Below are 22,736 nucleotides of genomic sequence, written 5' to 3' on the forward strand. Positions count from 1 at the left end.
CAACGCGAGCCGCCCCAGAAAAGACAAACGCCCCGGCGGGCCGGGGCGTTTGCAATTGCTGCACTGCGCAGCGAATCGGATGAGCTTGCGCTCAGCGCTTGGACACGTCCGGCACGTCGCGGGTGGCGGCGCCGACAAACAGCTGGCGCGGACGGCCGATCTTGTATTCCGGATCGGTGATCATCTCTTCCCACTGCGAGATCCAGCCCGGGGTGCGGGCCAGCGCGAAGATGCAGGTGAACAGCGAGGTCGGGATGCCCAGCGCGCGCTGGACGATGCCCGAGTAGAAGTCGACGTTCGGGTACAGCTTGCGGCTGACGAAGTACTCGTCTTCCAGCGCGATCTTTTCCAGCTCCATGGCCAGCTTGAACAGCGGGTCGTTGTGCAGGCCCAGCTCGTTCAGCACCTCATGGCAGGTTTCGCGCATCAGCTTGGCGCGCGGATCGTAGTTCTTGTACACGCGGTGGCCAAAGCCCATCAGGCGCACGCCCGAGTTCTTGTCCTTGACCTGCTTGATGAACTCGGGGATGTTGTCGACGCTGCCGATCTCTTCCAGCATCTTCAGCGCGGCTTCGTTGGCGCCGCCGTGGGCCGGGCCCCACAGGCAGGCCACGCCCGCGGCGATAGCTGCAAACGGGTTGGTGCCCGACGAGCCGGCCAGGCGCACGGTCGAGGTCGACGCGTTCTGCTCGTGGTCGGCGTGCAGGATGAAGATGCGGTCCAGCGCGCGCTCCAGCACCGGGTTCACGGTGTACGGGGCGCACGGCGTGGCGAACAGCATGCGCAGGAAGTTGCCCGAGTAGGACAGGTCGTTCTGCGGATAGATGTACGGCTGGCCGATGTTGTACTTGTACGCCATGGCGACCATGGTCGGCATCTTGGCGATCAGGCGGATGGCCGAGATCTCGCGCTGGTGCGGATCATCGATGTCCATCGCGTCGTGGTAGAACGCGCTCATGGCACCCACCAGGCCGGTCAGGACTGCCATCGGGTGGGCATCGCGGCGGAAACCGCGCATGAAGAACTGCAGCTGCTCGTGGACCATCGTGTGGTTCATCACGTGGCCGACGAATTCTTCCTTCTGCTTGGCGTTGGGCAGTTCACCCTTGAGCAGCAGGTAGCTGGTCTCGAGGTGGTCGCACTTCTGCGCCAGCTGCTCGATCGGGTAGCCGCGATACAGCAGCTCGCCCTTGTCACCGTCGATATAGGTGATCTTGGAATTACACGAAGCCGTCGACATGAAACCGGGGTCGTAGGTGAACTTACCGGTTTGTCCGTACAGCTTGCGAATGTCGATCACGTCCGGGCCAACGGTGCCCGTATAAATCGGCAGCTCAACGCTGGGGGAACCATCGGAGAACGATAGCGTGGCTTTCACATCGGACGGCGTCATGTCGGATCCTTCAAATGCTGTGAATAATAATGTTGACCAAAACTCAGACCGAACGCAGCAGGTTCACTACGCGCTGCATCGGGGGCGTGTCGAGCTCACCGTCCAGTTCCTTGCGGGCAAGGAGCAGGTCCATCAACTCGTTGTCGCTGAGCTCGAACAGCTGGCTCAGCGCAGCCACATCCTCGTCGGACAGGCTCTCCTCGTAACGGTTGAAAAAACGTTCGACGATGATGTCGTTCTCCAGGAGGCCGCGGCGGGCGCGCCAGCGCAACCGTGCGCGCTTGTGCGGATCGGCCTGATGGGAGAAGGTGGTGGCAGGACTCTCGGTCATGGCTTCCTACTTTCGGTGCGCCCGCCAGATATAGCCGCTCTGGCTGACGCACCGCTTACTACTTAGACAGCCGCAGGATCACACCGCGCGGCGAACCATCAGTTCCTTGATCTTGCCGATGGCCTTGGTCGGGTTCAGACCCTTCGGGCACACGTCGACGCAGTTCATGATGCTGTGGCAGCGGAACAGGCGGTACGGGTCGTTCAGGTTGTCCAGGCGCTCATTGGTGGCCTGGTCGCGGCTGTCCGCGATGAAGCGGTAAGCCTGCAGCAGGCCGGCCGGGCCGACGAACTTGTCCGGGTTCCACCAGAACGACGGGCACGACGTCGAGCAGCTGGCGCACAGGATGCACTCGTACAGGCCATCCAGCTCGTCGCGCTCTTCCGGCGACTGCAGGCGCTCTTTCTCGGGCGGCGGCTCGTCGTTGATCAGGAACGGCTTGATCGAGTTGTACTGCTTGAAGAACTGCGTCATGTCGACGATCAGGTCGCGCACCACCGGCAGCCCGGGCAGCGGACGCAGCACGATGCGGTCCGGCAGCTCGCGCATGTTGGTCAGGCAGGCCAGGCCGTTCTTGCCGTTGATGTTCATCGCGTCCGAGCCGCACACGCCTTCGCGGCACGAACGGCGGAACGAGATGGTCTCGTCCAGCTTCTTGAGCTTGACCAGCGCGTCCAGCAGCATGCGCTCGTGGCCGTCGAGCTCGACCTCGTAGGTCTGCATGCGCGGCGCCGCATCCTTGTCCGGATCGTAGCGGTAGACTTCGAAAATACGCTTCATTTCTGTGGGTCCTGTTTTCTCTACGATGCGGTGCTCAGAAGGTACGGGCCTTCGGCGGCACGCTTTCCACCGTCAGCGGTTCCATCTTCACCGGCTTGTAGTCGAGGCGGTTGCCTTCGCTGTAGAACAGCGTGTGCTTGAGCCAGTTCTGGTCGTCGCGGTTGGGGAAGTCGCTGTGCGCGTGCGCACCGCGCGATTCCTTGCGGGCGGCCGCCGAGATCATGGTGGCCTTGGCCACTTCCACCAGGTTGGCCACTTCCAGGGCTTCCACCAGCGCGGTGTTGAAGACCTTGGACTTGTCCTTCAGGTGGATGTTGTCGGCGCGCTCGGCCACTTCCAGGATGCGGTCGACACCTTCGTCCATCAGCTTCTGGGTGCGGAACACGCCGGCATGCGACTGCATGTTCTTGCGGATGTCGTTGGCGACGTCCTGCGTGTATTCACCCGACGACGTGGCCTGCAGCTTGGCCAGGCGCGACATCGCGAGGTCAGCGGCGTCGGCCGGCAGCGGCTTGTGTTCCTTCTGCTTCAGGTTCTGCGCGATGATGTGGTTGCCGGCGGCACGGCCGAACACCACCAGGTCGAGCAGCGAGTTGGTGCCCAGGCGGTTGGCGCCGTGCACCGACACGCACGAGCATTCGCCGATCGCGTAGAAACCATTCAGCACTTCGTTCGGGCTGCCGTTCTTCGGCACCACGACCTGGCCGTGGTAGTTCGTCGGGATGCCGCCCATCTGGTAGTGGATGGTCGGGACCACCGGGATCGGTTCCTTGATCGCGTCGACGTTGGCGAACTTCATGCCGATTTCGCGGATCGACGGCAGGCGCTTCATGATGGTCTCGGCGCCGACGTGGGTCAGGTCGAGCAGCACGTAGTCGCCGTTCGGGCCGCAGCCGCGGCCTTCCTTGATTTCCTGGTCCATCGAGCGCGAGACGAAGTCGCGCGGCGCCAGGTCCTTCAGCGTCGGCGCATAGCGTTCCATGAAACGCTCGCCATCCTTGTTGCGCAGGATCCCGCCTTCGCCACGCACGCCTTCGGTGATCAGCACGCCCGCGCCGGCCACGCCGGTCGGGTGGAACTGCCAGAACTCCATGTCTTCCAGCGGCACGCCCGCGCGTGCGGCCATGCCCAGGCCGTCACCGGTGTTGATGAAGGCGTTGGTCGACGCGGCGTAGATACGGCCGGCACCGCCGGTCGCGAACAGCGTGGTCTTGGCTTCGAGGATGTAGACCTCGCCGGTTTCCATTTCCAGCGCGGTCACGCCCAGCACGTCGCCGTCCTGGTCGCGGATCAGGTCCAGCGCCATCCACTCGACGAAGAAGTGGGTCTTGGCGCGCACGTTGCGCTGGTACAGCGTATGCAGCAGCGCGTGGCCGGTACGGTCCGCCGCGGCGCAGGCGCGCTGCACCGGCTTCTCGCCGTAGTTGGCGGTATGGCCGCCGAACGGGCGCTGGTAGATGGTGCCGTCCGGATTGCGGTCGAACGGCATGCCAAAGTGCTCGAGTTCGTACACGACCTTCGGCGCTTCCCGGCACATGAACTCGATCGCGTCCTGGTCGCCCAGCCAGTCCGAGCCCTTGATGGTGTCGTAGAAGTGATAGTGCCAGTTGTCTTCGCTCATGTTGCCCAGCGAAGCACCGATGCCGCCCTGCGCCGCCACCGTGTGCGAGCGGGTCGGGAACACCTTGGACAGCACGGCCACGTTCAGGCCGGCTTCCGCGAGCTGGAGGGATGCGCGCATCCCGGCGCCGCCAGCACCGACGATGACCACGTCAAAGCGGCGACGCGGCAATCCAGTCTTGACTGCGACCATTTATTACACCCTCCAGAGAATCTGAGCAGCGTAGCCCGCGCAACCGACGAGCCACAGAATCGTAAGAACTTGCAGCACCAGGCGCACCGCCATCGGCTTGACATAGTCCATCCAGATGTCGCGCACGCCGATCCAGGCGTGATACAGCAGCGACAGGATGGTCAGGAACGTGATGATCTTCATCCACTGGTTGGCGAAGAGCCCTGCCCACGCTTCGTACGAAGCGCCGTTCGACAGCAGGAAGGCAATGGCCAGCACCACGGTGAACACCACCATGATCACGGCCGTGACGCGTTGCGCGAGCCAGTCTTTCAGGCCGTAATGGGCGCCGACGACCAGGCGCTTGGGACCGATATTGTTGTTTGCCACCGTGATTCTCCTCAGAACAGGCCGAACAGCTTCAGGCCGAAAATCAGGGTAAGCAGCAGGCTGACAACCAGCACGCTGATGGCAGACTTGGCCGAGGCGGGCTTGGAAACACCAACGTGCACATCCAGCAGCAGAAAGCGGATACCGGCGCAGAAATGATGCAGATAACCCCAGATCAGGGCCAGCACAACCAGCTTGACAAAGCCGCCGGACAACAGGGCCGAGAACTTTGCGAAGCTCAGTTCGGAGGTAATGCTCTGCTCGAACAGGTACAGGACGAAGGGAAGGAGGAGGAACATCAAGGCACCGCTCACGCGATGCAGGATGGATACCTTGCCGGCCCAGGGCAACCGGTATTTCGCGATCTGCGAGATACCGATATTCCGGAACTCCGGCCTGGCTTGTTTGACGGCTTCAGCCATGCGAGACCCCAATTAGCGGTAAACAAAGAAACGAGACTGCCATTGCCTGCATGCAACGGGATGCATTGAGGCAAATCCACGAGATTTTAGCGCCTTTGTTGCGCGCTGCACCAATAATTTTCAGCTATCGCGCCCAACAGGCGCCGCCCGACAATCGCACACCATACACATGACACGGCGATTGCCAAGCAATATTCACCGGCGCTGCGCAACAACCCGCACCACCATCACCAAACCCGCAATAATCGCAGCCGACGCAGGGACCGCGCCGGCCCCATGACTCAGCTCAGGTCGTTCTGATAATAGTGTTTCGTCGTCACATACAACCCGCGGCGCACCTCGACAGGGCGATCCCCGTAGGTATATGAAACGCGCTCGACCGACAACAGCGGCGAGCCCAGAGGCACGGACAGCAGCTCGGCCGCCGTCTCGTCGGCGGCCACGGCGCGGATCTTTTCCGAGGCGCGGATCATGCGCGTACCGAACTCGGCCTCGAACAAGGCATACATGGGCCCCTTCCACTCGGTCAGCTTTTCCGCGGTGAGGCCTTTGAAGTTGGCGCCCAGCAGCCAGATCTCGTCGAGCACGGTCGACTCGCCGGAGAAATTCAGCACGCGGCGGATCTGCACCACGCTGTCGCCGGTGCGGATATCGAGCAGCCGCGCGATTTCGGCGGGCGCGCGCAGGCGCTTGCACTCCAGCACGTGGCTGGCGCCGTAGTGGGGCTCGCCTTCGTCGGGGACGAGGCGCAGGAAACGGAACTTGACCACGTCCTCATGGTGCGTGGTCACGAAGGTGCCCTTGCCCTGCCGCCGCGCCACCAGGTTCTCGGCGGCGAGTTCGTCGATGGCCTTGCGCACTGTGCCCTGGCTTACCTTGTAGCGCGCCGCCAGCTCCATTTCGCTGGGGATCATCTCGCCCGGCTTCCACTCGCCGGACTGCAGGCTGCGCATGATGAGCGCCTTGATCTGCTGGTACAGCGGGCTGAAGGTGGGCGACGGGGCGGTCTGCGGGCCCGGCTGCTGGGCGGCGGCCTGGGGCGCAGGAGATGACGACGGCGCGGGAGAGTTCGACGGCGGGGTCGACGACGGAGTCGATGACGAGGCCGACGAAGACGGGGTCGACGAAGGCGGGGTCGACGAAGGCGCCTGCGTCCCGGCGCCAGGCGTGGCCGCGCCGGAGTCCTGCGCACCGTGGGCGGCAGCGCCGGAGAGGGACGTAGACAGGGAGGACATAGGCGGGATTTCACCATAAAAGGGCGGCGGGCGCCAGCCTGACGTTAATTGTCTTATGTCTTATATAAGACATATGAATTGACAGCCAGTGAGGCCGGGCCTACACTCGCGCTGGTCCACGCCCGCGAATGTCGTGAATGCCGTGCTCGTGCCGCCGGCGGATGCCGTCCCCGGCACCCTCTCCCGCGGCCCGGACTGGAAATCGGTCTGGAAATGGCGGCTCGCTTCGCAGTAGACTTACGCTTCGTTGCATCACCATGACCCGTTGTGGCTCATCCTCACCGGTTCCGCCCCGTGGCCCCGCCACCTGGTTCCGGCGGACGGCCGCTCCCCGCTGTGGCGACAACCAGCATCCGGCGTGCACGCCGCCTTGAGTTGGCGACTGCGTGCCGCCGACCGGTTACCCCCTTCTATCGTTTGGAGATTTACTCATGGCTAAAGCCCCAATGCGCGTCGCAGTGACCGGCGCCGCTGGCCAGATCGGCTATTCCCTGCTGTTCCGCATCGCCAACGGCGACATGCTGGGCAAAGACCAGCCGGTCATCCTCCAACTGCTCGACCTCCCGCAAGCCCAGGCCGCCGTCAAGGGCGTCGTGATGGAACTGGAAGATTGCGCGTTCCCGCTGCTGGCCGGCGTGGTCATCACCGATGACCCCAAGGTCGCCTTCAAGGATGCCGACGTGGCCCTGCTGGTTGGCGCCCGTCCGCGCAGCAAGGGCATGGAGCGCAAGGACCTGCTCGAGGCCAACGCCCAGATCTTCACGGTGCAGGGCAAGGCGCTGGACGAAGTCGCCAGCCGCAATGTCAAGGTGCTGGTGGTCGGCAACCCGGCCAACACCAATGCCTACATCGCCATGAAGTCGGCACCGAACCTGCCGCGCGAGAACTTCACCGCCATGCTGCGCCTGGACCACAACCGTGCCCTGTCGCAGATCGCCGCCAAGACCGGCAAGCCGGTGTCGTCGATCGAGAAGATGTTCGTGTGGGGCAACCACAGCCCGACCATGTACGCCGACTACCGCTACGCCACCGTCGACGGCAAGAGCGTCAAGGACATGATCAACGACCCGGTGTGGAACAACGACGTGTTCCTGCCGACCGTCGGCAAGCGCGGCGCCGCCATCATCGAGGCCCGTGGCCTGTCGTCGGCTGCCTCGGCCGCCAACGCCGCCATCGACCACGTGCATGACTGGGTGCTGGGCACCAACGGCAAGGTCGTCACCATGGGCATCCCGTCGAACGGCGAGTACGGCATCCCCGCCGACACCATGTTCGGCTATCCGGTGACCTGCGCCAACGGCAAGTACGAGATCGTCAAGGGTCTGGAGATCGACGCCTACAGCCAGGAAAAGATCAACATCACCCTGAACGAACTGGAAGAAGAAAAGGCCGGCGTGCAGCACCTGCTGGGCTGATCTTCAGCGCGTTCCAGGAAAGACCGGGGTTCCGCAACGATTCAAGAATCGGCGCGGACCCCGGTTTTTTCATATTGGGGCGCTATGATGTGCCTTCCCGTCCAACCCCAACCCACCTGAATTCCCGTGCATCCATCCGAGGTCTTGTTCCAGGGCGAAGCCATCCCGGTCCAGTTGCCGGTGTGTGACCACTATGCGGGCAGCGAAAAGCTGATGCGCAAGTCGCTTGCCCTGCAGCAAGAGCTTGGGCCGGTCTTCGACATCACCTTCGATTGCGAGGACGGCGCCGCCGTCGGCCACGAGCGCGAGCACGCCGAGCTGTGCGCGCAACTGGTCAACAGCCCGCTGAACGCGCACAACCGCGTCGGCGTGCGCATTCATGACCCTGCCCACCCGAGCTGGCGCCAGGATGTCGACGTGCTGGTGCGCACCGCCGGCGCGCGGCTGGCCTACGTCGTCGTGCCCAAGGTGACCGACGTGGTCGAGGTCGCGCGCGTGACCGACCATGTCAACCAGGTGGCGCGCAATGCCGGCATCGCCCGCCATATCCCGATCCATGTGCTGATCGAGACACACGCCGCGCTCGAACAGGCTTTCGACATCGCCGCGCTGGTGCAGGTGGAGTGCCTGAGCTTCGGCCTGATGGACTTCGTCTCGGCGCACCACGGCGCGATTCCCGGCGAGGCCATGCGCTCGCCGCAGCAGTTCGAGCACCCTCTGATCCGCCGCGCCATGCTGGAAATCTCCGCCGCCTGCCACCGCCATGGCAAGGTTCCGTCGCACAACGTCAGCACCGATGTGCAGGCACCCCAGCGGGCGGGCGATGACGCGCTGCGCGCGCGCGCCGAGTTCGGCTACCTGCGCAAGTGGAGCATCCATCCGGGCCAGATAGCGCCGATCGTCGCCGCCTTCCGCCCGGGCGCGGATGAAATCGGCGCCGCCAGCCAGATCCTGCTGGCTGCCCACGAGAACAACTGGGCACCGATCCGCCACGACGGCCAGTTGCACGACCGCGCCAGCTACCGCTATTACTGGTCGCTGCTGCAGCGCGCCCAGGCCACCGGCACGCCGCTGCCGGACAACGTGGAAGCGCTGTTCTTCGCCTGACCCGCCACAACAACAAAGCACGGACGCGACCGAAGGAGACCCGGATGTCCGCTTCGAAGACCGCAGCACCGGCCGCCGCGGCAGAGCCCGCGGCGCCGAAAGCCAAGAAATCCGTCGCGCTGTCCGGCGTTGCCGCCGGCAATACCGCGCTGTGCACCGTTGGCCGTACCGGCAACGACCTGCACTACCGCGGCTATGACATCCTCGATATCGCCGACACCTGCGAGTTCGAGGAAATCGCCCATCTGCTGGTGCACGGCAAGCTGCCGACCAGATCCGAACTGGCCGCCTACAAGGCCAGGCTGAAGTCACTGCGCGGCCTGCCGGCCAACGTCAAGCTGGCGCTGGAATGGGTCCCGGCCAGCGCGCACCCGATGGACGTGATGCGCACCGGCGTGTCGGTGCTTGGCACCGTGCTGCCGGAAAAGGACGACCACAACGGCCCGGGCGCGCGCGACATTGCCGACCGCCTGATGGCCAGCCTGGGTTCGATGCTGCTGTACTGGTACCACTACAGCCACAACGGCCGCCGCATCGAGGTGGAGACCGACGATGACTCCATCGGCGCCCACTTCCTGCACCTGCTGCACGGCGAGCAGCCGTCGGCGCTGTGGGAGCGTGCCATGCATACCTCGCTGATCCTGTACGCGGAACACGAGTTCAACGCCTCGACCTTCACCGCGCGCGTGATCGCCGGCACGGGTTCGGACATGTATTCGTCGATCGCCGGCGCGATCGGCGCGCTGCGCGGCCCCAAGCACGGCGGCGCCAACGAAGTCGCGTTCGAGATCCAGAAGCGCTACGACAACCCGGATGAGGCGCAGGCCGACATCACCCGCCGCGTCGGGAACAAGGAAGTCGTGATCGGCTTCGGCCACCCGGTGTACACCACGGGCGACCCGCGCAACCAGGTGATCAAGGAAGTGGCGAAGACGCTATCGAAGGACGCCGGTTCGACGAAGATGTTCGACATTGCCGAGCGCCTGGAAACGGTCATGTGGGACGTCAAGAAGATGTTCCCGAACCTGGACTGGTTCAGCGCGGTGAGCTACCACATGATGGGCGTGCCGACGGCAATGTTCACGCCGCTGTTCGTGCTCGCACGCACTTCCGGCTGGGCCGCGCACATCATCGAGCAACGCATCGATAACAAGATCATCCGCCCCAGCGCCAACTACGTGGGCCCCGAAAACCTCAAATTCGTGCCGATCGGCAAGCGTAAGTGAACCCGGACTAACCGGACACCCCGATTATGTAACCAAAGGCCAGCGCACTTCGCGGGCTCCGGCAAATCGTAGAGAATAGCGGCGGACTTTCCTTCCAGGCGCCGCCTGATGTGACGGCGGCGAACGACAAACAGACCAGATTTCAAAATCCGAGAGGCACTCACAAAATGAAACATCTCGTACTTGCCGCCTGCATCGGCGCGTTCAGCCTGACCACCGCCACCACCGTGATGGCGCAAGAGCCGGCCAAGCAGACCACCAAGAAGAAGTCCTCGACCAAGAAGAAGGCCGCAGCCGGCACCGCCGCCGCTGCCGGCGCCGCCGCCGCAGTCACCCCGACCGGTGAAAAGTGGCAGTGCGAACTGGGCAACAGCATCTATATCTCCGGCGACATGCTGCGTGACGAAGTGCTGACCGTGCACTGGCAAGGCCGTGACTACAAGCTGCCGCGTCAGTCCACCGTGACCGGCGCCGACCGCTACTACGACGCCCGCACCGGCCTGGACCTGGTGGTGATCCCGAGCAAGGCCATGCTGTTCAACAAGAACCTGGGCCAGCGCCTGGCCGACGACTGCCAGAGCGCCGCCATGCAGGCAGGCGCCGCGGCGCCGACGCAGGCCGGCGGCCTGCGCGCCCCGGTCAGCGCCCCGCTGCTGGCCACGCCCCCGGGCGGCCCGACGGTCCAGCCGCAGCAGGCGCAGCAGCCTGACGCGACCCAGCAAAGCGCGGCACCGAAGCAGTAAATCCGTACAGGGTGCCGGCGGCCGCCTGAATTCCGGCCGCCGGCACCCTTTTGCCTTGCGGGCGGGCCAACCCGCCGCGGGCACGCTGTCGCGCCGCGGGAAGGCATGGCCGGGGCCCGGCCGATCGAGACCGGGTGGCGGCAAGGCCGCGCGGCGGTTAGAGTATGCAGTTGCAGTGCGCTGCCGACCTCGGACCGCGGCCATACGCCGCGGCAGCGCACCGGGGTCTGAATCCAGTTTCAGAGGTCCGAGCCAAATGCCATCGCATCATCCTTCGATCGGAGTACGGCAATGCCCCATAACCTCAAGAACACGCTAAAAGAATTCAAGATCGGCGCTTCCGGCAAGGGCCAGTTCTATTCCCTGCCGCAACTCGCGCAGGAACTGGACCTCGATCTCGGGCGCCTGCCGGTATCGATCCGCGTCGTGCTGGAAGCCGTGCTGCGCAACTGCGACGGCAAGAAAGTTACCGAAGAACACGTCAGGCAACTCGCCGGCTGGAAGCCGAATGCCGAGCGTGTGGACGAGATCCCGTTCGTCGTGGCCCGCGTGGTGCTGCAGGACTTCACCGGCGTGCCGCTGCTGGCCGACCTGGCCGCAATGCGCAACGTGGCCGAGAAGATGGGCCAGGACCCCAAGAAGATCGAGCCGCTGGTGCCGGTCGACCTGGTGGTCGACCACTCGGTGCAGGTTGACCATTTCCGCGAAAAGAAGGCGCTGGACCTGAACATGCAGCTGGAATTCCAGCGCAACAACGAGCGCTACCAGTTCATGAAGTGGGGCATGCAGGCGTTCGACACCTTTGGCGTGGTGCAGCCGGGCTTCGGCATCGTGCACCAGGTCAACCTGGAATACCTGGCGCGCGGCGTTCATAAGAAGGATGGGGTCTACTACCCTGACACGCTGGTCGGCACCGATTCGCACACCACCATGATCAACGGCATCGGCGTGGTCGGCTGGGGCGTCGGCGGCATCGAGGCCGAGGCCGGCATGCTGGGCCAGCCGGTGTACTTCCTGACGCCGGACGTGGTCGGCGTGGAGCTGACCGGCCGCCTGCGCGAAGGCGTCACCGCCACAGACCTGGTGCTGACCATCACCGAGATGCTGCGCAAGGAGAAGGTGGTCGGCAAGTTCGTCGAGTTCTTCGGCGAAGGCACGGCCAGCCTGTCAGTGCCGGATCGCGCCACCATCGGCAACATGGCGCCGGAGTACGGTGCCACCATGGGCTTCTTCCCGGTCGACGAAAAGACCATCGATTACTTCCGCGGCACCGGCCGCACCGACGCGGAGATCGACGCGTTCGAAGGCTATTTCCGCGCCCAGCAGATGTTCGGCATTCCGCAGGCAGGCGACATCGACTTCAGCAAGACGCTGAAGCTGGACCTGTCCACGGTCGCGCCGTCGCTGGCCGGGCCGAAGCGCCCGCAGGACCGCATCGAGATCGGCAACGTCAAGAGCACGTTCGCGTCGCTGTTCAGCAAGCCGGTGGCCGAGAACGGCTTCAACAAGGATGCGGCCGAGCTGGATCGGCCCTACCGCACCAGCAACGGCATTGAAGTGAAGAACGGCGACGTGCTGATCGCCGCGATCACCTCGTGCACCAACACCTCCAACCCCAGCGTGCTGCTGGCGGCTGGCCTGCTGGCCAGGAAGGCGGTGGAAGCCGGACTGGAAGTGGCGCCGCACATCAAGACCTCGCTGGCGCCGGGCAGCCGCGTGGTCACCGAATACCTGAAGGCCGCCGGCCTGCTGCCGTACCTGGAGCAGCTGGGCTTCGGCGTGACCGCCTACGGCTGCACCACCTGCATCGGCAATGCCGGCGACCTGACGCCCGAGCTGAACGAGGCCATCGTCAAGAACGACCTGGTCGCGGCCGCGGTGCTGTCGGGCAACCGCAATTTCGAGGCCCGCATCCACCCGAACATCCGCGCCAACTTCCTGGCTTCGCCGCCGCTGGTGGTGGCCTATGCCATCGCCGGCAATGTCACGCGCGACCTGATGACCGAGCCGGTCGGCAAGGGCAAGGGCGGGCGTGACGTCTGGCTGGGCGATATCTGGCCGACTTCTGAGGAAATCCACGCGCTGATGAAGTTCGCGATGGACGCCAAGACCTTCAAGGGCAACTACGAGCAGGTCAAGAAGCCGAGCAAGCTGTGGGGCGCGATCCAGGGCACCAAGGGCCAGGTGTACGACTGGCCCAAGTCGACCTACATCGCCGAGCCGCCCTTCTTCCAGGACTTCAGCCTGGAGCCGTCGGGCGCCTCGGCCAGCGTGCGCGACGCGCGCGCGCTGGGCATCTTCGGCGACTCGGTGACCACCGACCATATCTCGCCGGCCGGCTCGATCAAGGACACCTCGCCCGCGGGCAAGTACCTGCAGGCGCATGGCGTGCTCAAGGCCGACTTCAACAGCTACGGCTCGCGCCGCGGCAACCATGAGGTGATGATGCGCGGCACCTTCGCCAACGTGCGCATCAAGAACCTGATGATCCCGCCCAAGCCGGACGGCGCGCGCGTGGAAGGCGGCATCACCATCCACCAGCCCACCGGCGAGCAGATGTCGATCTACGACGCGGCCATGAAGTACATCGCCGAGGGCACGCCCACGGTGGTGTTCGGCGGCGAGGAGTACGGCACCGGCTCGTCGCGCGACTGGGCGGCCAAGGGCACGCAGCTGCTGGGCGTGAAGGCCGTGGTGGCGCGCAGCTTCGAGCGCATCCACCGCTCCAACCTGGTCGGCATGGGCGTGCTGCCGCTGCAGTTCAAGGGCAGCGACAGCGCGCAGGCACTGGGTATCACCGGCAACGAGACCTTCGACATCGAAGGCACGGGCCTGGACAACCCGGGCGACCTCAAGCCGCAGCAGGACCTGGTGCTGGTGATCAAGCGCGCCAACGGCGACGTGCAGCGCGTGCCGGTGCTGCTGCGCATCGACACGCCGATCGAGGTCGACTACTACAACCACGGCGGCATCCTGCCGTTCGTGCTGCGCCAGCTGCTGGCGGCCTGACGCCCGCGGATGGTCCATGCAAGCGCCGCCTTCCCGGGCGGCGTTTGTCATGGTGCGCATGATGCGGCCCCGGCATCACTCGGCGCCTATCCCGCGCGTGTAAGTTCCACGCAAGGCAGTGCTGCCACACTGTGTCCCAAACAACATGGGCCGCAATGGCCCGGAGGCGGGGCCACCCCGCTTCAGACATACACTGGAGACAACATGGCAAAGATCATCATCGCATTCGTCGTCGTTGCCGGCGCAGCCCTCTACCTGCTGACCAAGGGCGGCAGCGACGTGTCGATTTCCGGCGAGCAGCACGGCGTCGAGACCCACGTACCGACGGCGCCGGCAGCCGGCGGACAGAAATAAAAAGAAGTCTTCGGCCTCGCCGGTGGCAAGTCGCGCCGCATCGCGCGGCCGCCTTGTCAACGCAACGAGTAGAATACCGTTTTACGCATAAACGAACGGTTTCTTTCTATGGCAGGTTTTCGCCCCAAGGCTTCCCCACGTCTTTCCCCCGACGCCGAGCGGTTGGTGGCCGATGCGCTCGCCCTCGACGCATCGGGCAGCCGCATGGAGGATGGCTACTGGGAACGGCGGCTCTCGCAGCGCCTGGGCCGCCTGTTGAAGAACGGTAGCCAGACCGCGCTGGACGCGGCGCTGGAGCACCTGTTCAAGCACAACGCCGATGCCTCCGACGTGCTGGCCGAGCAGGCCGAGACACTGGCCGAATCGGCCACCATCGAGGTCGATGGCCAGCGCTACGACGCGCTGCTGATCGCCGCGCCAATCCTGGCGCACACGCGCTACGCCATCCCCTCGGGCGCGCTCAAGCCGGAGCTGGCCCAGACGCTCGCCGTGCACTTGCAGGCACATGTACTGGCTTCCGACACCAAGGTGGCGCTGTCGCCGTACCTGTACAGCATCGACCAGTTGCCGCGCACCCACAGCGACACCTTTGCGCTGACGCACAAGCTGGCCGCGGCCGCGCTGGCCGGCTCGGTACCCAAGGTCGACCTGCGCGACCTGCCCGAGACCGCGCCGATCCTGGCCGACCCGCGCTACCTGCTGGCCGTGGTGGTAGCCCCGCACGAGCAGGCGCTGTTCCGCTGGCAAGAAGATGCCAAGGAGCACCACGCCGAGCGCTCGGTGTGCCTGGAACAATGGCGCACCCAGGTCCAGCCGTCGGTGGCGCTGCTGCTGCCCGGCTGCGAGTTCGAGCTGCTGCTCCCCGACGCCTTCTTCCTGTCGTGCCGTGAGTCCGACAAGAGCATCCGTCCTCTGACCGTGCGTGCCGCCGTCAACTACCTGGCCGGCACGCTCGATATCTCCGCCGGCCAGCTGGCCGCGGTGGTGGCCGCGTTCGGCGAGGAAGTGGTCGAGGAATACCGCGTCGGCTTCACCATGCGCGGTGAAAAGGACGTGATCTACGGCATCGTCTGGCCGGTCTACGGCCGCGAAGCCGGCGAAGTCGATGCCGACGAGAAGGGCAACCCGCTCGAACAGATCTGCGAAGAGCTGCGCAACGCCGGCGTGGAGGATATCTTCCGCCATGCGGCGCTGTTCGATCCGGAATATTGCGAGGATTGCGGCACGCCGCTGTATGCCGACCGCAATGGCGAGATCGTGCATGCGGAGCTGCCGGAAGACGCGCCCACGCAGCAGCCGCTGTTCCACTGAGTTCCCGCGCCCACGCAAGCAAACGGCCCACATCGTGGGCCGTTTTTGTTTTCCTGGCTGGCTTCAGGCACCCCGCTCGCTGACGCAGCGCCAGAGCCCATGCCCCGATGCCGCGTACTTGCGCTCGAACGGCGTCATCGCCTGCGCCGGCTGCCAGGGCTCGACCACCTGCGCCGGACGCCCAACCAGCGCCAGCGCCTGCGCGAACTCGTCGATGTAGACCTGCCAGTTGCTGCGGCATTCCAGGTAATCGCCGCACGCCGCCAGCGCCGGGAACACCGCATGGCCCTGCCAGCGCCGCCCCAGGTGGCCGATCTTTGGCCATGGGTTCGGGTACAGCACGTAGTGGCGCGCCACCGGCACCGCGTCGGCCTGCAGCATGCGCCAGACATCGACCAGGTCGGCCCGCGCCCAGCAGAAATTGGCCGGCATCGGCGCCTCGCCCCACCAGTCCTTGCCAGCGGCCAGGCGCTTTTCGGACTGGTCGACGCCGATCACATAGTGGTCCGGGAATGATGTCGCCAGGCGCAGCGTGCTTTCGCCCACGCCGCAGCCGGCATCCAGGATCAGCGGCGCGCCGCCGGCCTGCTGCCAATTGTCGAGCGCCGCGCTCAGCGCGCGGCGGCTGGCTTCGCCGATGGGCTTGCGGAACGGCTCGGCCAGGTGGCGCGCGACACGCGCGGCAAGGTGTTCGTGGACATCGGACTGCGCCGAGACGATGGTGCGGGAATTGGCAAACATGGCCCCATTTTACCGGGGCCGGACCCGGCAGCCTTGCATCGGACGCTGCAACCATGCCACTTTAGCGGCACAATGCGGGACAAACCGCCTGAGAACCCGTCCGCAAGCGCCGGACCTGTACGAGGAGCCAGTCCCATGCCATCGACAACCGCCACGCCCAGCCAGCCCGCCCGCCGCACCTTGCTCCACGCCACCGCCGCGCTGGTGCTGGGCAGTGCCGCCTGTGCCGCCCTGGCGCTGGTGCCGGCCGGCGCCGCCCATGCCGAGGACCTGCGCATCGGGCTGGCCGCCGACGTCACCTCGATGGACCCGCACTGGAACAACTCCGGCCCCAACAACGCGATCGCGCTGCATGTCTTCGAGTCGCTGGTGTTCATGGACAAGAACGCCCGCTATATCCCCGGCCTGGCGCTGTCGTGGAAGCCGGTCAATGCCATCACCTGGGAAATCAAGCTGCGCCCCAACGTGAAGTGGCACGACGGCTCGCCCTTCACCAGCGAAGACGTCAAGGCGTCGCTGGAGCGCCCGGACAAGCTGACCAACAGCCCCGGCTCGTTCACCAGCTACACCAAGCCGATCGCCCGCATCGACACGCCCGATCCGCTGACGGTGCGCCTGACCATGAGCGTGCCCAACTACGCCAACCTGGCCAACGACCTGAACAGCGTGCCGATCATGCCGAAAAAGGTCGCCGCGACGCTGACGCAGGCCGATTTCGACTCGGGCAAGGCCATGATCGGTACCGGGCCGTTCAAGTTCGTGCGCTTCGCGCGCGGGCAGGAAATCGTGATGGAGCGCAATCCCAACTACTGGGGGCCCAAGCCGGAGTGGGACCGCGCCGTGTTCCGCATCATCACCGACAACGGCGCGCGCAGCGCCGCGCTGCTGGCGGGCGATGTCGACGTGATCGAGAGCGTGCCGTCGGCCGACGTGGCCAAGCTCAGGCAGAACCCGAAGTTCAAGATCGAGCAGCAGGTTTCGTGGCGCACCATCTTCTGGCAAATGGACCACTCGCGCGACAACCCGCCCTTCGTCACCGACAAGGCCGGCAAGCCGCTGGGCAAGAACCCGTTCAAGGATGCGCGCGTGCGTGCCGCGATCAGCAAGTCGTTGAACCGCGACGCCATCGTCAACCGCATCATGGAGGGGCTGGCGGTGCCGGCATCGTCGATCGTGTCGCCGCAGATCTTCGGGCATCCGGGCACCAAACCCGACGCCTATGATCCCGAAGGCGCCAAAAAGCTGCTGGCCGAGGCGGGCTACCCGGACGGCTTCGGGCTGACGCTGCATGCCACCAACAACCGCTACCTGAACGACGCCGCGGTGGCGCAGGCCACCGCCAGCATGCTGACGCGCATCGGCATCCAGACCAGGGTCGAGACCATGCCGGTAGCGGCCTACTTCACGCGCGCGCGCCAGGGCGACTTTGCCTTCCAGATGCTGGGGTGGGGTTCGGCAGCCGCGGATGTGGCGCTGCGCTCGATCACGGGCACGCCCAACCCCAAGACCGGGTATGGCACTTGGAACTGGGGCAAGTACAGCAACCCGCAACTGGACCAGCTGATCGAAAAATCGCTGACCACCGTTTCCAGCGAGAAAGCGCGCGAGGAGAACGCGCGCACGGCGGCCAGGTTCGCGCTGGCCGACCACGCGATCATTCCGTCGCACAGCCAGCTGGCGATGTGGGCGATGAAGAAGGGACTGAAGTATGAGGCGCGGACGGACGAGTGGTCGCTGGCGCAGTTTTTCCACAAGGAGTGAGGGCGGCGGCTGGTCATCGGCTCGCGGTGTTCTCCCTCGCCCGCTTGCGGGAGAGGGAGAACACCTTGCTTGGGCTAGTTCAGGCGGCTTTGGAGCACCCAAACCTCCTCTTTGGGCGCGTTTGGATCAGATCCTCAACCGCTCTTCCTGCCGCGCGTTCGCCGCGCGCAGCTTCTGCACCCAGTCCCGCGCCGGCAGCCCCGTGGTCTTCTCGACCACGTCGGCGCGCGCTTCCAGCACTTCCCACGCCACATCGATCTCCGGGCCGTTGAACGCCAGTGCGATGATGTTGCCGTCATGGACCTCAGGGAACACCAGCACGCGGTTATCGAAGGCTTCGCAGATGCGCTCGATATTCTTCGGGAAGCTGTCGTGGTCGCCGAACAGGTTGATGGTCATCACGCCCGGCTCCTTCAGCGTGCGGCGGCAGGCGCGGTAGAACGCGGTGGTGTCGAGCACCGGGCCGCGCGCGGTGGCGTCGTACAGGTCCACCTGCAGCACGTCGATGGCATCTGCGTGGGTGCCGTCCATCACGTAGTCCCACGCGTCCTGCTCGCGCACGGTCAGGCGCGCGTCATCCTGGCGCAGGCCGAACATGCTGCGCCCGGCGATGATCACCGCCGGATTCAGCTCGACCGCGGTCACTCGCGCGCGGCTGAACTGGCGGTGGCAGAACTTGGTCAGTGCCGCCGCCCCGAGGCCGAGCTGGACCACGTGGAATTCATCCACAGAAGGCGACAGGAACAGCAGCCAGGCCATCATCTGCTGCGCGTATTCCAGCTCGATCGCATCCGGCTTGCGCAGGCGCATCGCGCCCTGCACCCACTCCGTGCCGAAATGCAGGTAGCGCACGCCGTCCAGCTCCGAGAAGGTCACCGGCGCAAAGCGCGGCGTCATGCGTTTTTCTTCGCGGGCCGCGCGCGAGTCCGGCGCCTGGCCACGGTTGCGTGTGCCACGTGCCGGACGGCGCGAGGCCACGGCTTCAATCGATTTGCGTTTCAGTAGGGTCATATTGTCGAGAAATACACGGTGGCCATGCAACGGGCCGGCACGCGCCTTACTTGCCCAGCGCCGCCTGCGCGCGCTGCAGCCACTCGCGGTTGTGCTCGCGGGCATGGCGCGGCCAGTGGCGGGCGTCGTGGACGATTTCGGCGTAGAGTTCGCGCGCGCGTTCGCGGTCGGCGGCATCGGGCTGCGCCGCCAGCCAGTCGGCGAGCAGGCAGCGCGGCGCGGCGTCGCTGGCGCTGGTCAGTGCCTGCTCGAACGCGGCGCGCGTGCCGGGCGCGCCGGTGGCAGCCAGCGCGCGAGCATACAGCAAGGCGGGGTCGGGCTGCTGGCGCGCATGCGGGCTGGCGCCGAACAGTTTTTCCAGCGTCGCCAGCGCGGCGGCCGCGTCGCCGGTGGCGAACTGCGCCTGGGCCAGGCCCTGCAGCAGCGCCGGATCGGACGCGAACGGGCCGTTGGCCGCGGCCTGGTAGTGCTGCAGCGCCTCGGACGGCTCGCCGGCTTCGAGCAGCACGGCGCCCAGGCGCATGCGGTGCGCCACGGTCGGCGCCCGGTCAAAGTCGGTGCGGGCCTCGCGCACCGCGCGGTTGGGGTCCACCAGTTGCGAGATGGCGCGCGTGGCCGCGCGCGCGCCGCGCGACTGGCGCAGCTCGGGCAGGAAGATGGCAAAGAAGTAGACCAGGCTGCCCAGCCCCGGGAACAGGAACAGGATCAGCAGCCAGTACATGTTCTGGTGCGTGCGCACCGCATGCACGGCGAAGAACAGCGCAACGATGATATGGATGCTGATACCGAAGATACGCATGGATAAGTCAACCTATGGGATCGTATGAGGTCATCAGTGGGCAAAGGGTCGGCGCCGAAGCGCTGGCCGCCGGCATTTTGACAGAAAGACGGCGGCGCGATTCCCTTGCATTCAGCCCGGAATGCCGGCGCCGGCCGGCTGCAGCCCGGCCACCGCCTGCGGCGTAAGCACCGCCTCACCCTTCACCGCGCGCGCCACCAGCGCATCGGCGGCGTCGATTGCGATGCGCTGCTCGGCATACCAGTCTTCGTCGTAGTAGGTATTGCCATAGCGGTCGCCGCTGTCGCACAGCAGCGCGACGATGGCCCCCGCCTGCCCTGCCGCCCGCATCTGCTGCGCCAGGTACAGCACGCCGACGAAGTTGGTGCCGGTCGAGCCGCCGACGCGGCGGCCGAAGCGCCTGGCCAGGTAGCGCATGGCGGCGAACGACAGCGCATCGGGCACCTTCAGCATGGCGTCGATGCAGCTGGGGATAAACGAGCGCTCCACGCGCGGCCGGCCGATACCCTCGATTCGCGAGCCGGTCGGCAGCGACAGGTCCGGTTCAGGCTTGCCCGCCAGGGCGCTGCGGAAATAATCGAAGAACACCGAGTTCTCCGGATCGGCACACAGCACGCGCGTCTTGTGGCGGCGATAGGCGACGTAGCGGCCGAGCGTGGCGATGGTGCCGCCGGTGCCGCCGCTGGACACCAGCCAGGCCGGTACCGGGTGCTCCTCCTCCGCCATCTGCTTGAAGATGGATTCGGCGATATTGTTGTTGGCGCGCCAGTCGGTGGCACGCTCGGCGTAGGTGAACTGGTCCATGAAATGGCCGCCGGTTTCCTGCGCGATGCGGTGCGACGCGGCATAGATCTCCGACGGGCTGTCGACAAGGTGGCAGCGCCCGCCATAGAACTCGATCGCCTCGACCTTGGCGCGCGACGTGCCGGCCGGGATCACCGCCACGAACGGCAGCCCTAGCAGCCTGGCGAAATACGCCTCTGAAATCGCGGTCGAGCCGCTGGACGCTTCCACCACCGTGCTGCCCTCACGCAGCCAGCCATTGCACAGCGCATACAGGAACAGCGAGCGCGCCAGCCGGTGCTTCAGGCTGCCGGTCGGGTGGCTGGATTCGTCCTTGAAGTAGACACGGATGTCGGGGTAGCCCGGCAGGTCCAGCGGGATCAGGTGGGTATCGGCGGAGCGGTTGAAGTCGGCTTCGATCTTGCGGATCGCTTCGTGGGTCCAGGCGGAAAGTGGCATGGGTGGCTTGCGGGCGCGGCGGCCGGGGCATTGGATCAGGCCCTCAGGATGCCAGAAGCGTGCTGCCCAAATCCAGTTTCCCGGATCCGGCGCGACGATCGGCAGGCACTGCAATGCGCTCTTCGCGCCACAGCCCCGGCCGCCGTGTGGATGTGACTGTCTGTGGCAGAAGCAACGATCGACGGGCTCGCCGGCCTGATCTTCCAGGGCCGCAGTTCCGCACACCTGAGCCTGGCCGCCAGCCGCTTTGCCAGCAGCATCATGCTGGCGACCGCCTCGGGCTCGGCCAACGCGCGCGACGTCATGGCCGTGATGCGGCTGCGCGTGCCGCCCGGCACGCCGCTGCGCATCCGGGCTGACGGGCCGGATATCGGCCGACCTGCGCCGCCGCGTCTGGCGCACGGGTCCGCTGCCGCGCCTGGCGGCGCGGATGCGGCGGCGCTAGCCCACGGCGCGGGCCGGCGGCCGCGCGCCTACCGGTAGACCAGCACCGGGATCTTGCTGTGGGTCAGCACCTTGAGGGTCTCGCTGCCGATCACCAACCCTTTGACCCCGCGCCGCCCGTGGGACGCCATCACGATCAGGTCGCATTCCTTGTCCTCGGCCGCCTTGATGATGGCCTCGTACGGATGGTCATTGACCGCGTAGGTCGTGTCACAGGCCACGCCCGCTGCACCGGCCTCGTCGGCCAGGCCGCGCAAGTAGCGGGTTGCGTCTTCCCAGGCCTGCTTGACGTAGGTCTCGCGGGTGTCCTCCAGCATTTCGACCTGGTAGGTCAACACATGGTAGTTCGGACAGACGCGCACCACGGTGGCACGGGCGCCCATCTCCCGCGCCAGCACAAGTGCCTTGCGGAATGCGGATTCGGACAGGTCGGAGCCATCGACCGCCAGCAGGAGATGCTTGAACATGATTGCCTCCTCGCCTGCGCATTGCGCTCACTTCCGATGCGACATCGCCTTGCGTCCGAAAGTGGGAGCCGCAAGGCGCACAACAAGGAGCGACCGATACCCTCGGTTTCGAATCATCTGTCACCCTGATCCAGTATAGGTGCGCGATGGCACACGGCAATCCGGCGGGCGTCACATTGCCTCGCCCGCATTCGAAACGCCGGCGCAGCCATGTTCCCGGGCACGCCGGCCGCGCGCAGGGCCGCGGCGCTACGCCATCAGCGCGCGCCACAGCGCCAGCTTCTGCTCGAAATTGCGCGCCGCGTGCGCCGGGCTGGACGAAGGCAGCACCACCGTCTGATACCCCTGCGCGGCAAACTGCGGCGCGAACCGTCCCGATGTGCCACCGTTGAAGCCGATGCGCTCGAGCGCCGGCGCCAGCTGGCGCAGCCGCGTGAAATCGTTGGCCTGCGGGTAGCGGATATTGCTGTCCAGGCTGCCTTCGCGCATGCACGCCCCAAGCACGTCCCAGACGCCGATGCGATGCGCCAGCAGCCGCACCAGCCGTTCGGCATACGGCAGCGCCGGCATCGGTTCGCCGGTCAGCGCGGCCATCAGCGGCCAGAACTGGTTGCGGGGATGGGCGTAATACTCGCGCGCGGCCAACGAGGCGGCGCCGGGGAAGCTGCCCAGCACCAGCACGCGGGTGTTGCGGTCGATGACAGGCGGCAGGCCCTGGTGCAGGTCGGCCTGGGGCGGGATGGGGTCTGGCATGGCAGAAACG

The 22,736-nt window shown here is 65.9% G+C and carries 22 protein-coding genes; 9 read left to right on the forward strand and 13 right to left on the reverse strand.

Features of this window, described 5'->3' with window-relative positions; all coding sequences use genetic code 11:
- Nucleotides 1-91: 91 nt before the first annotated feature.
- From gltA to AC5WJ1_RS11575, 7 genes are all read right to left on the reverse strand, one after another.
- A complete protein-coding gene (gene gltA, locus AC5WJ1_RS11545; RefSeq protein WP_133098523.1) occupies nt 92-1,393 on the reverse strand; it encodes a citrate synthase in 1,302 nt (433 codons plus the stop codon).
- Between the two features lie 43 nt (nt 1,394-1,436).
- The gene (locus AC5WJ1_RS11550) at nt 1,437-1,724 is read right to left on the reverse strand and encodes an FAD assembly factor SdhE (RefSeq protein WP_116322295.1); all 288 of its coding nucleotides are present in this window, start codon (nt 1,722-1,724) and stop codon (nt 1,437-1,439) included.
- Between the two features lie 78 nt (nt 1,725-1,802).
- The gene (locus tag AC5WJ1_RS11555; protein ID WP_133098578.1) at nt 1,803-2,504 is read right to left on the reverse strand and encodes a succinate dehydrogenase iron-sulfur subunit; all 702 of its coding nucleotides are present in this window, start codon (nt 2,502-2,504) and stop codon (nt 1,803-1,805) included.
- A gap of 34 nt (nt 2,505-2,538) precedes the next feature.
- Nucleotides 2,539-4,317 carry a succinate dehydrogenase flavoprotein subunit gene (sdhA, locus tag AC5WJ1_RS11560; RefSeq protein WP_135705163.1) on the reverse strand — a complete coding sequence of 593 codons (1,779 nt, stop codon included), beginning with the start codon at nt 4,315-4,317 and terminating at the stop codon, nt 2,539-2,541.
- 3 nt (nt 4,318-4,320) lie between these two features.
- Nucleotides 4,321-4,686 carry a succinate dehydrogenase, hydrophobic membrane anchor protein gene (gene sdhD / locus AC5WJ1_RS11565; RefSeq protein ID WP_135705164.1) on the reverse strand — a complete coding sequence of 122 codons (366 nt, stop codon included), beginning with the start codon at nt 4,684-4,686 and terminating at the stop codon, nt 4,321-4,323.
- An 11-nt stretch (nt 4,687-4,697) separates the two neighbouring features.
- Complete coding sequence (gene sdhC, locus AC5WJ1_RS11570) at nt 4,698-5,108, reverse strand: succinate dehydrogenase, cytochrome b556 subunit (protein WP_012353373.1); 411 nt, start codon at nt 5,106-5,108, stop codon at nt 4,698-4,700.
- Between the two features lie 281 nt (nt 5,109-5,389).
- Nucleotides 5,390-6,343, reverse strand: a complete 954-nt coding sequence (locus tag AC5WJ1_RS11575; RefSeq protein ID WP_494476089.1) for a GntR family transcriptional regulator — start codon at nt 6,341-6,343, stop codon at nt 5,390-5,392.
- 431 nt (nt 6,344-6,774) lie between these two features.
- On the opposite strand from AC5WJ1_RS11575, the gene AC5WJ1_RS11580 reads away from it, so the two are divergent.
- The 7 genes from AC5WJ1_RS11580 (at nt 6,775) to AC5WJ1_RS11610 (ending at nt 15,508) form a co-directional block, all read left to right on the forward strand.
- Nucleotides 6,775-7,758 carry a malate dehydrogenase gene (locus AC5WJ1_RS11580; RefSeq protein WP_133093012.1) on the forward strand — a complete coding sequence of 328 codons (984 nt, stop codon included), beginning with the start codon at nt 6,775-6,777 and terminating at the stop codon, nt 7,756-7,758.
- 126 nt (nt 7,759-7,884) lie between these two features.
- Nucleotides 7,885-8,865, forward strand: coding sequence for an HpcH/HpaI aldolase/citrate lyase family protein (locus AC5WJ1_RS11585; protein ID WP_133093013.1), 981 nt, complete (start codon nt 7,885-7,887; stop codon nt 8,863-8,865).
- Nucleotides 8,866-8,909: 44 nt separating this feature from the next.
- Nucleotides 8,910-10,091, forward strand: a complete 1,182-nt coding sequence (prpC, locus tag AC5WJ1_RS11590) for a bifunctional 2-methylcitrate synthase/citrate synthase (protein WP_494476090.1) — start codon at nt 8,910-8,912, stop codon at nt 10,089-10,091.
- A 167-nt stretch (nt 10,092-10,258) separates the two neighbouring features.
- Nucleotides 10,259-10,834, forward strand: coding sequence for a hypothetical protein (locus AC5WJ1_RS11595; RefSeq protein WP_494476091.1), 576 nt, complete (start codon nt 10,259-10,261; stop codon nt 10,832-10,834).
- 291 nt (nt 10,835-11,125) lie between these two features.
- Nucleotides 11,126-13,843, forward strand: a complete 2,718-nt coding sequence (acnA, locus tag AC5WJ1_RS11600) for an aconitate hydratase AcnA (protein ID WP_135705588.1) — start codon at nt 11,126-11,128, stop codon at nt 13,841-13,843.
- A 204-nt stretch (nt 13,844-14,047) separates the two neighbouring features.
- On the forward strand, nt 14,048-14,197 hold the full coding sequence (locus AC5WJ1_RS11605) for a hypothetical protein (RefSeq protein WP_167884595.1): 150 nt from the start codon (nt 14,048-14,050) through the stop codon (nt 14,195-14,197).
- Nucleotides 14,198-14,305: 108 nt separating this feature from the next.
- Nucleotides 14,306-15,508: a DUF2863 family protein gene (locus AC5WJ1_RS11610; RefSeq protein WP_133093017.1), complete on the forward strand. Its 1,203-nt coding sequence runs from the start codon at nt 14,306-14,308 to the stop codon at nt 15,506-15,508.
- Nucleotides 15,509-15,571: 63 nt separating this feature from the next.
- Here AC5WJ1_RS11610 and trmB read toward each other — a convergent pair whose 3' ends face one another.
- The gene (gene trmB / locus AC5WJ1_RS11615; RefSeq protein WP_135705589.1) at nt 15,572-16,249 is read right to left on the reverse strand and encodes a tRNA (guanine(46)-N(7))-methyltransferase TrmB; all 678 of its coding nucleotides are present in this window, start codon (nt 16,247-16,249) and stop codon (nt 15,572-15,574) included.
- Nucleotides 16,250-16,384: 135 nt separating this feature from the next.
- Between trmB and AC5WJ1_RS11620 the strand changes: the two genes are divergently transcribed.
- Nucleotides 16,385-18,010: an ABC transporter substrate-binding protein gene (locus AC5WJ1_RS11620; RefSeq protein WP_133093019.1), complete on the forward strand. Its 1,626-nt coding sequence runs from the start codon at nt 16,385-16,387 to the stop codon at nt 18,008-18,010.
- Nucleotides 18,011-18,136: 126 nt separating this feature from the next.
- Here the strand turns inward: AC5WJ1_RS11620 and AC5WJ1_RS11625 are convergent, their stop codons facing one another.
- The 3 genes from AC5WJ1_RS11625 to AC5WJ1_RS11635 form a co-directional block, all read right to left on the reverse strand.
- Complete coding sequence (locus AC5WJ1_RS11625; protein ID WP_133093020.1) at nt 18,137-19,021, reverse strand: class I SAM-dependent methyltransferase; 885 nt, start codon at nt 19,019-19,021, stop codon at nt 18,137-18,139.
- 46 nt (nt 19,022-19,067) lie between these two features.
- Complete coding sequence (locus tag AC5WJ1_RS11630) at nt 19,068-19,820, reverse strand: tetratricopeptide repeat protein (protein ID WP_135705591.1); 753 nt, start codon at nt 19,818-19,820, stop codon at nt 19,068-19,070.
- Between the two features lie 111 nt (nt 19,821-19,931).
- Complete coding sequence (locus tag AC5WJ1_RS11635) at nt 19,932-21,062, reverse strand: PLP-dependent cysteine synthase family protein (RefSeq protein ID WP_133093021.1); 1,131 nt, start codon at nt 21,060-21,062, stop codon at nt 19,932-19,934.
- Nucleotides 21,063-21,224: 162 nt separating this feature from the next.
- Between AC5WJ1_RS11635 and AC5WJ1_RS11640 the strand changes: the two genes are divergently transcribed.
- Nucleotides 21,225-21,545 (forward strand): HPr family phosphocarrier protein, encoded by a 321-nt coding sequence (locus AC5WJ1_RS11640; RefSeq protein ID WP_240745888.1) that lies wholly within the window; start codon nt 21,225-21,227, stop codon nt 21,543-21,545.
- Here the strand turns inward: AC5WJ1_RS11640 and AC5WJ1_RS11645 are convergent.
- Together AC5WJ1_RS11645 and AC5WJ1_RS11650 are read right to left on the reverse strand one after the other, a co-directional pair.
- Nucleotides 21,536-21,973 carry a universal stress protein gene (locus tag AC5WJ1_RS11645; protein WP_133093023.1) on the reverse strand — a complete coding sequence of 146 codons (438 nt, stop codon included), beginning with the start codon at nt 21,971-21,973 and terminating at the stop codon, nt 21,536-21,538. The genes AC5WJ1_RS11640 and AC5WJ1_RS11645 overlap by 10 nt on opposite strands.
- 249 nt (nt 21,974-22,222) lie before the next feature.
- Nucleotides 22,223-22,726 (reverse strand): DNA-deoxyinosine glycosylase, encoded by a 504-nt coding sequence (locus AC5WJ1_RS11650; protein ID WP_135705593.1) that lies wholly within the window; start codon nt 22,724-22,726, stop codon nt 22,223-22,225.
- Nucleotides 22,727-22,736 lie beyond the last annotated feature (10 nt).

The sequence above is a fragment of the Cupriavidus sp. MEYA8 genome (assembly GCF_059278825.1).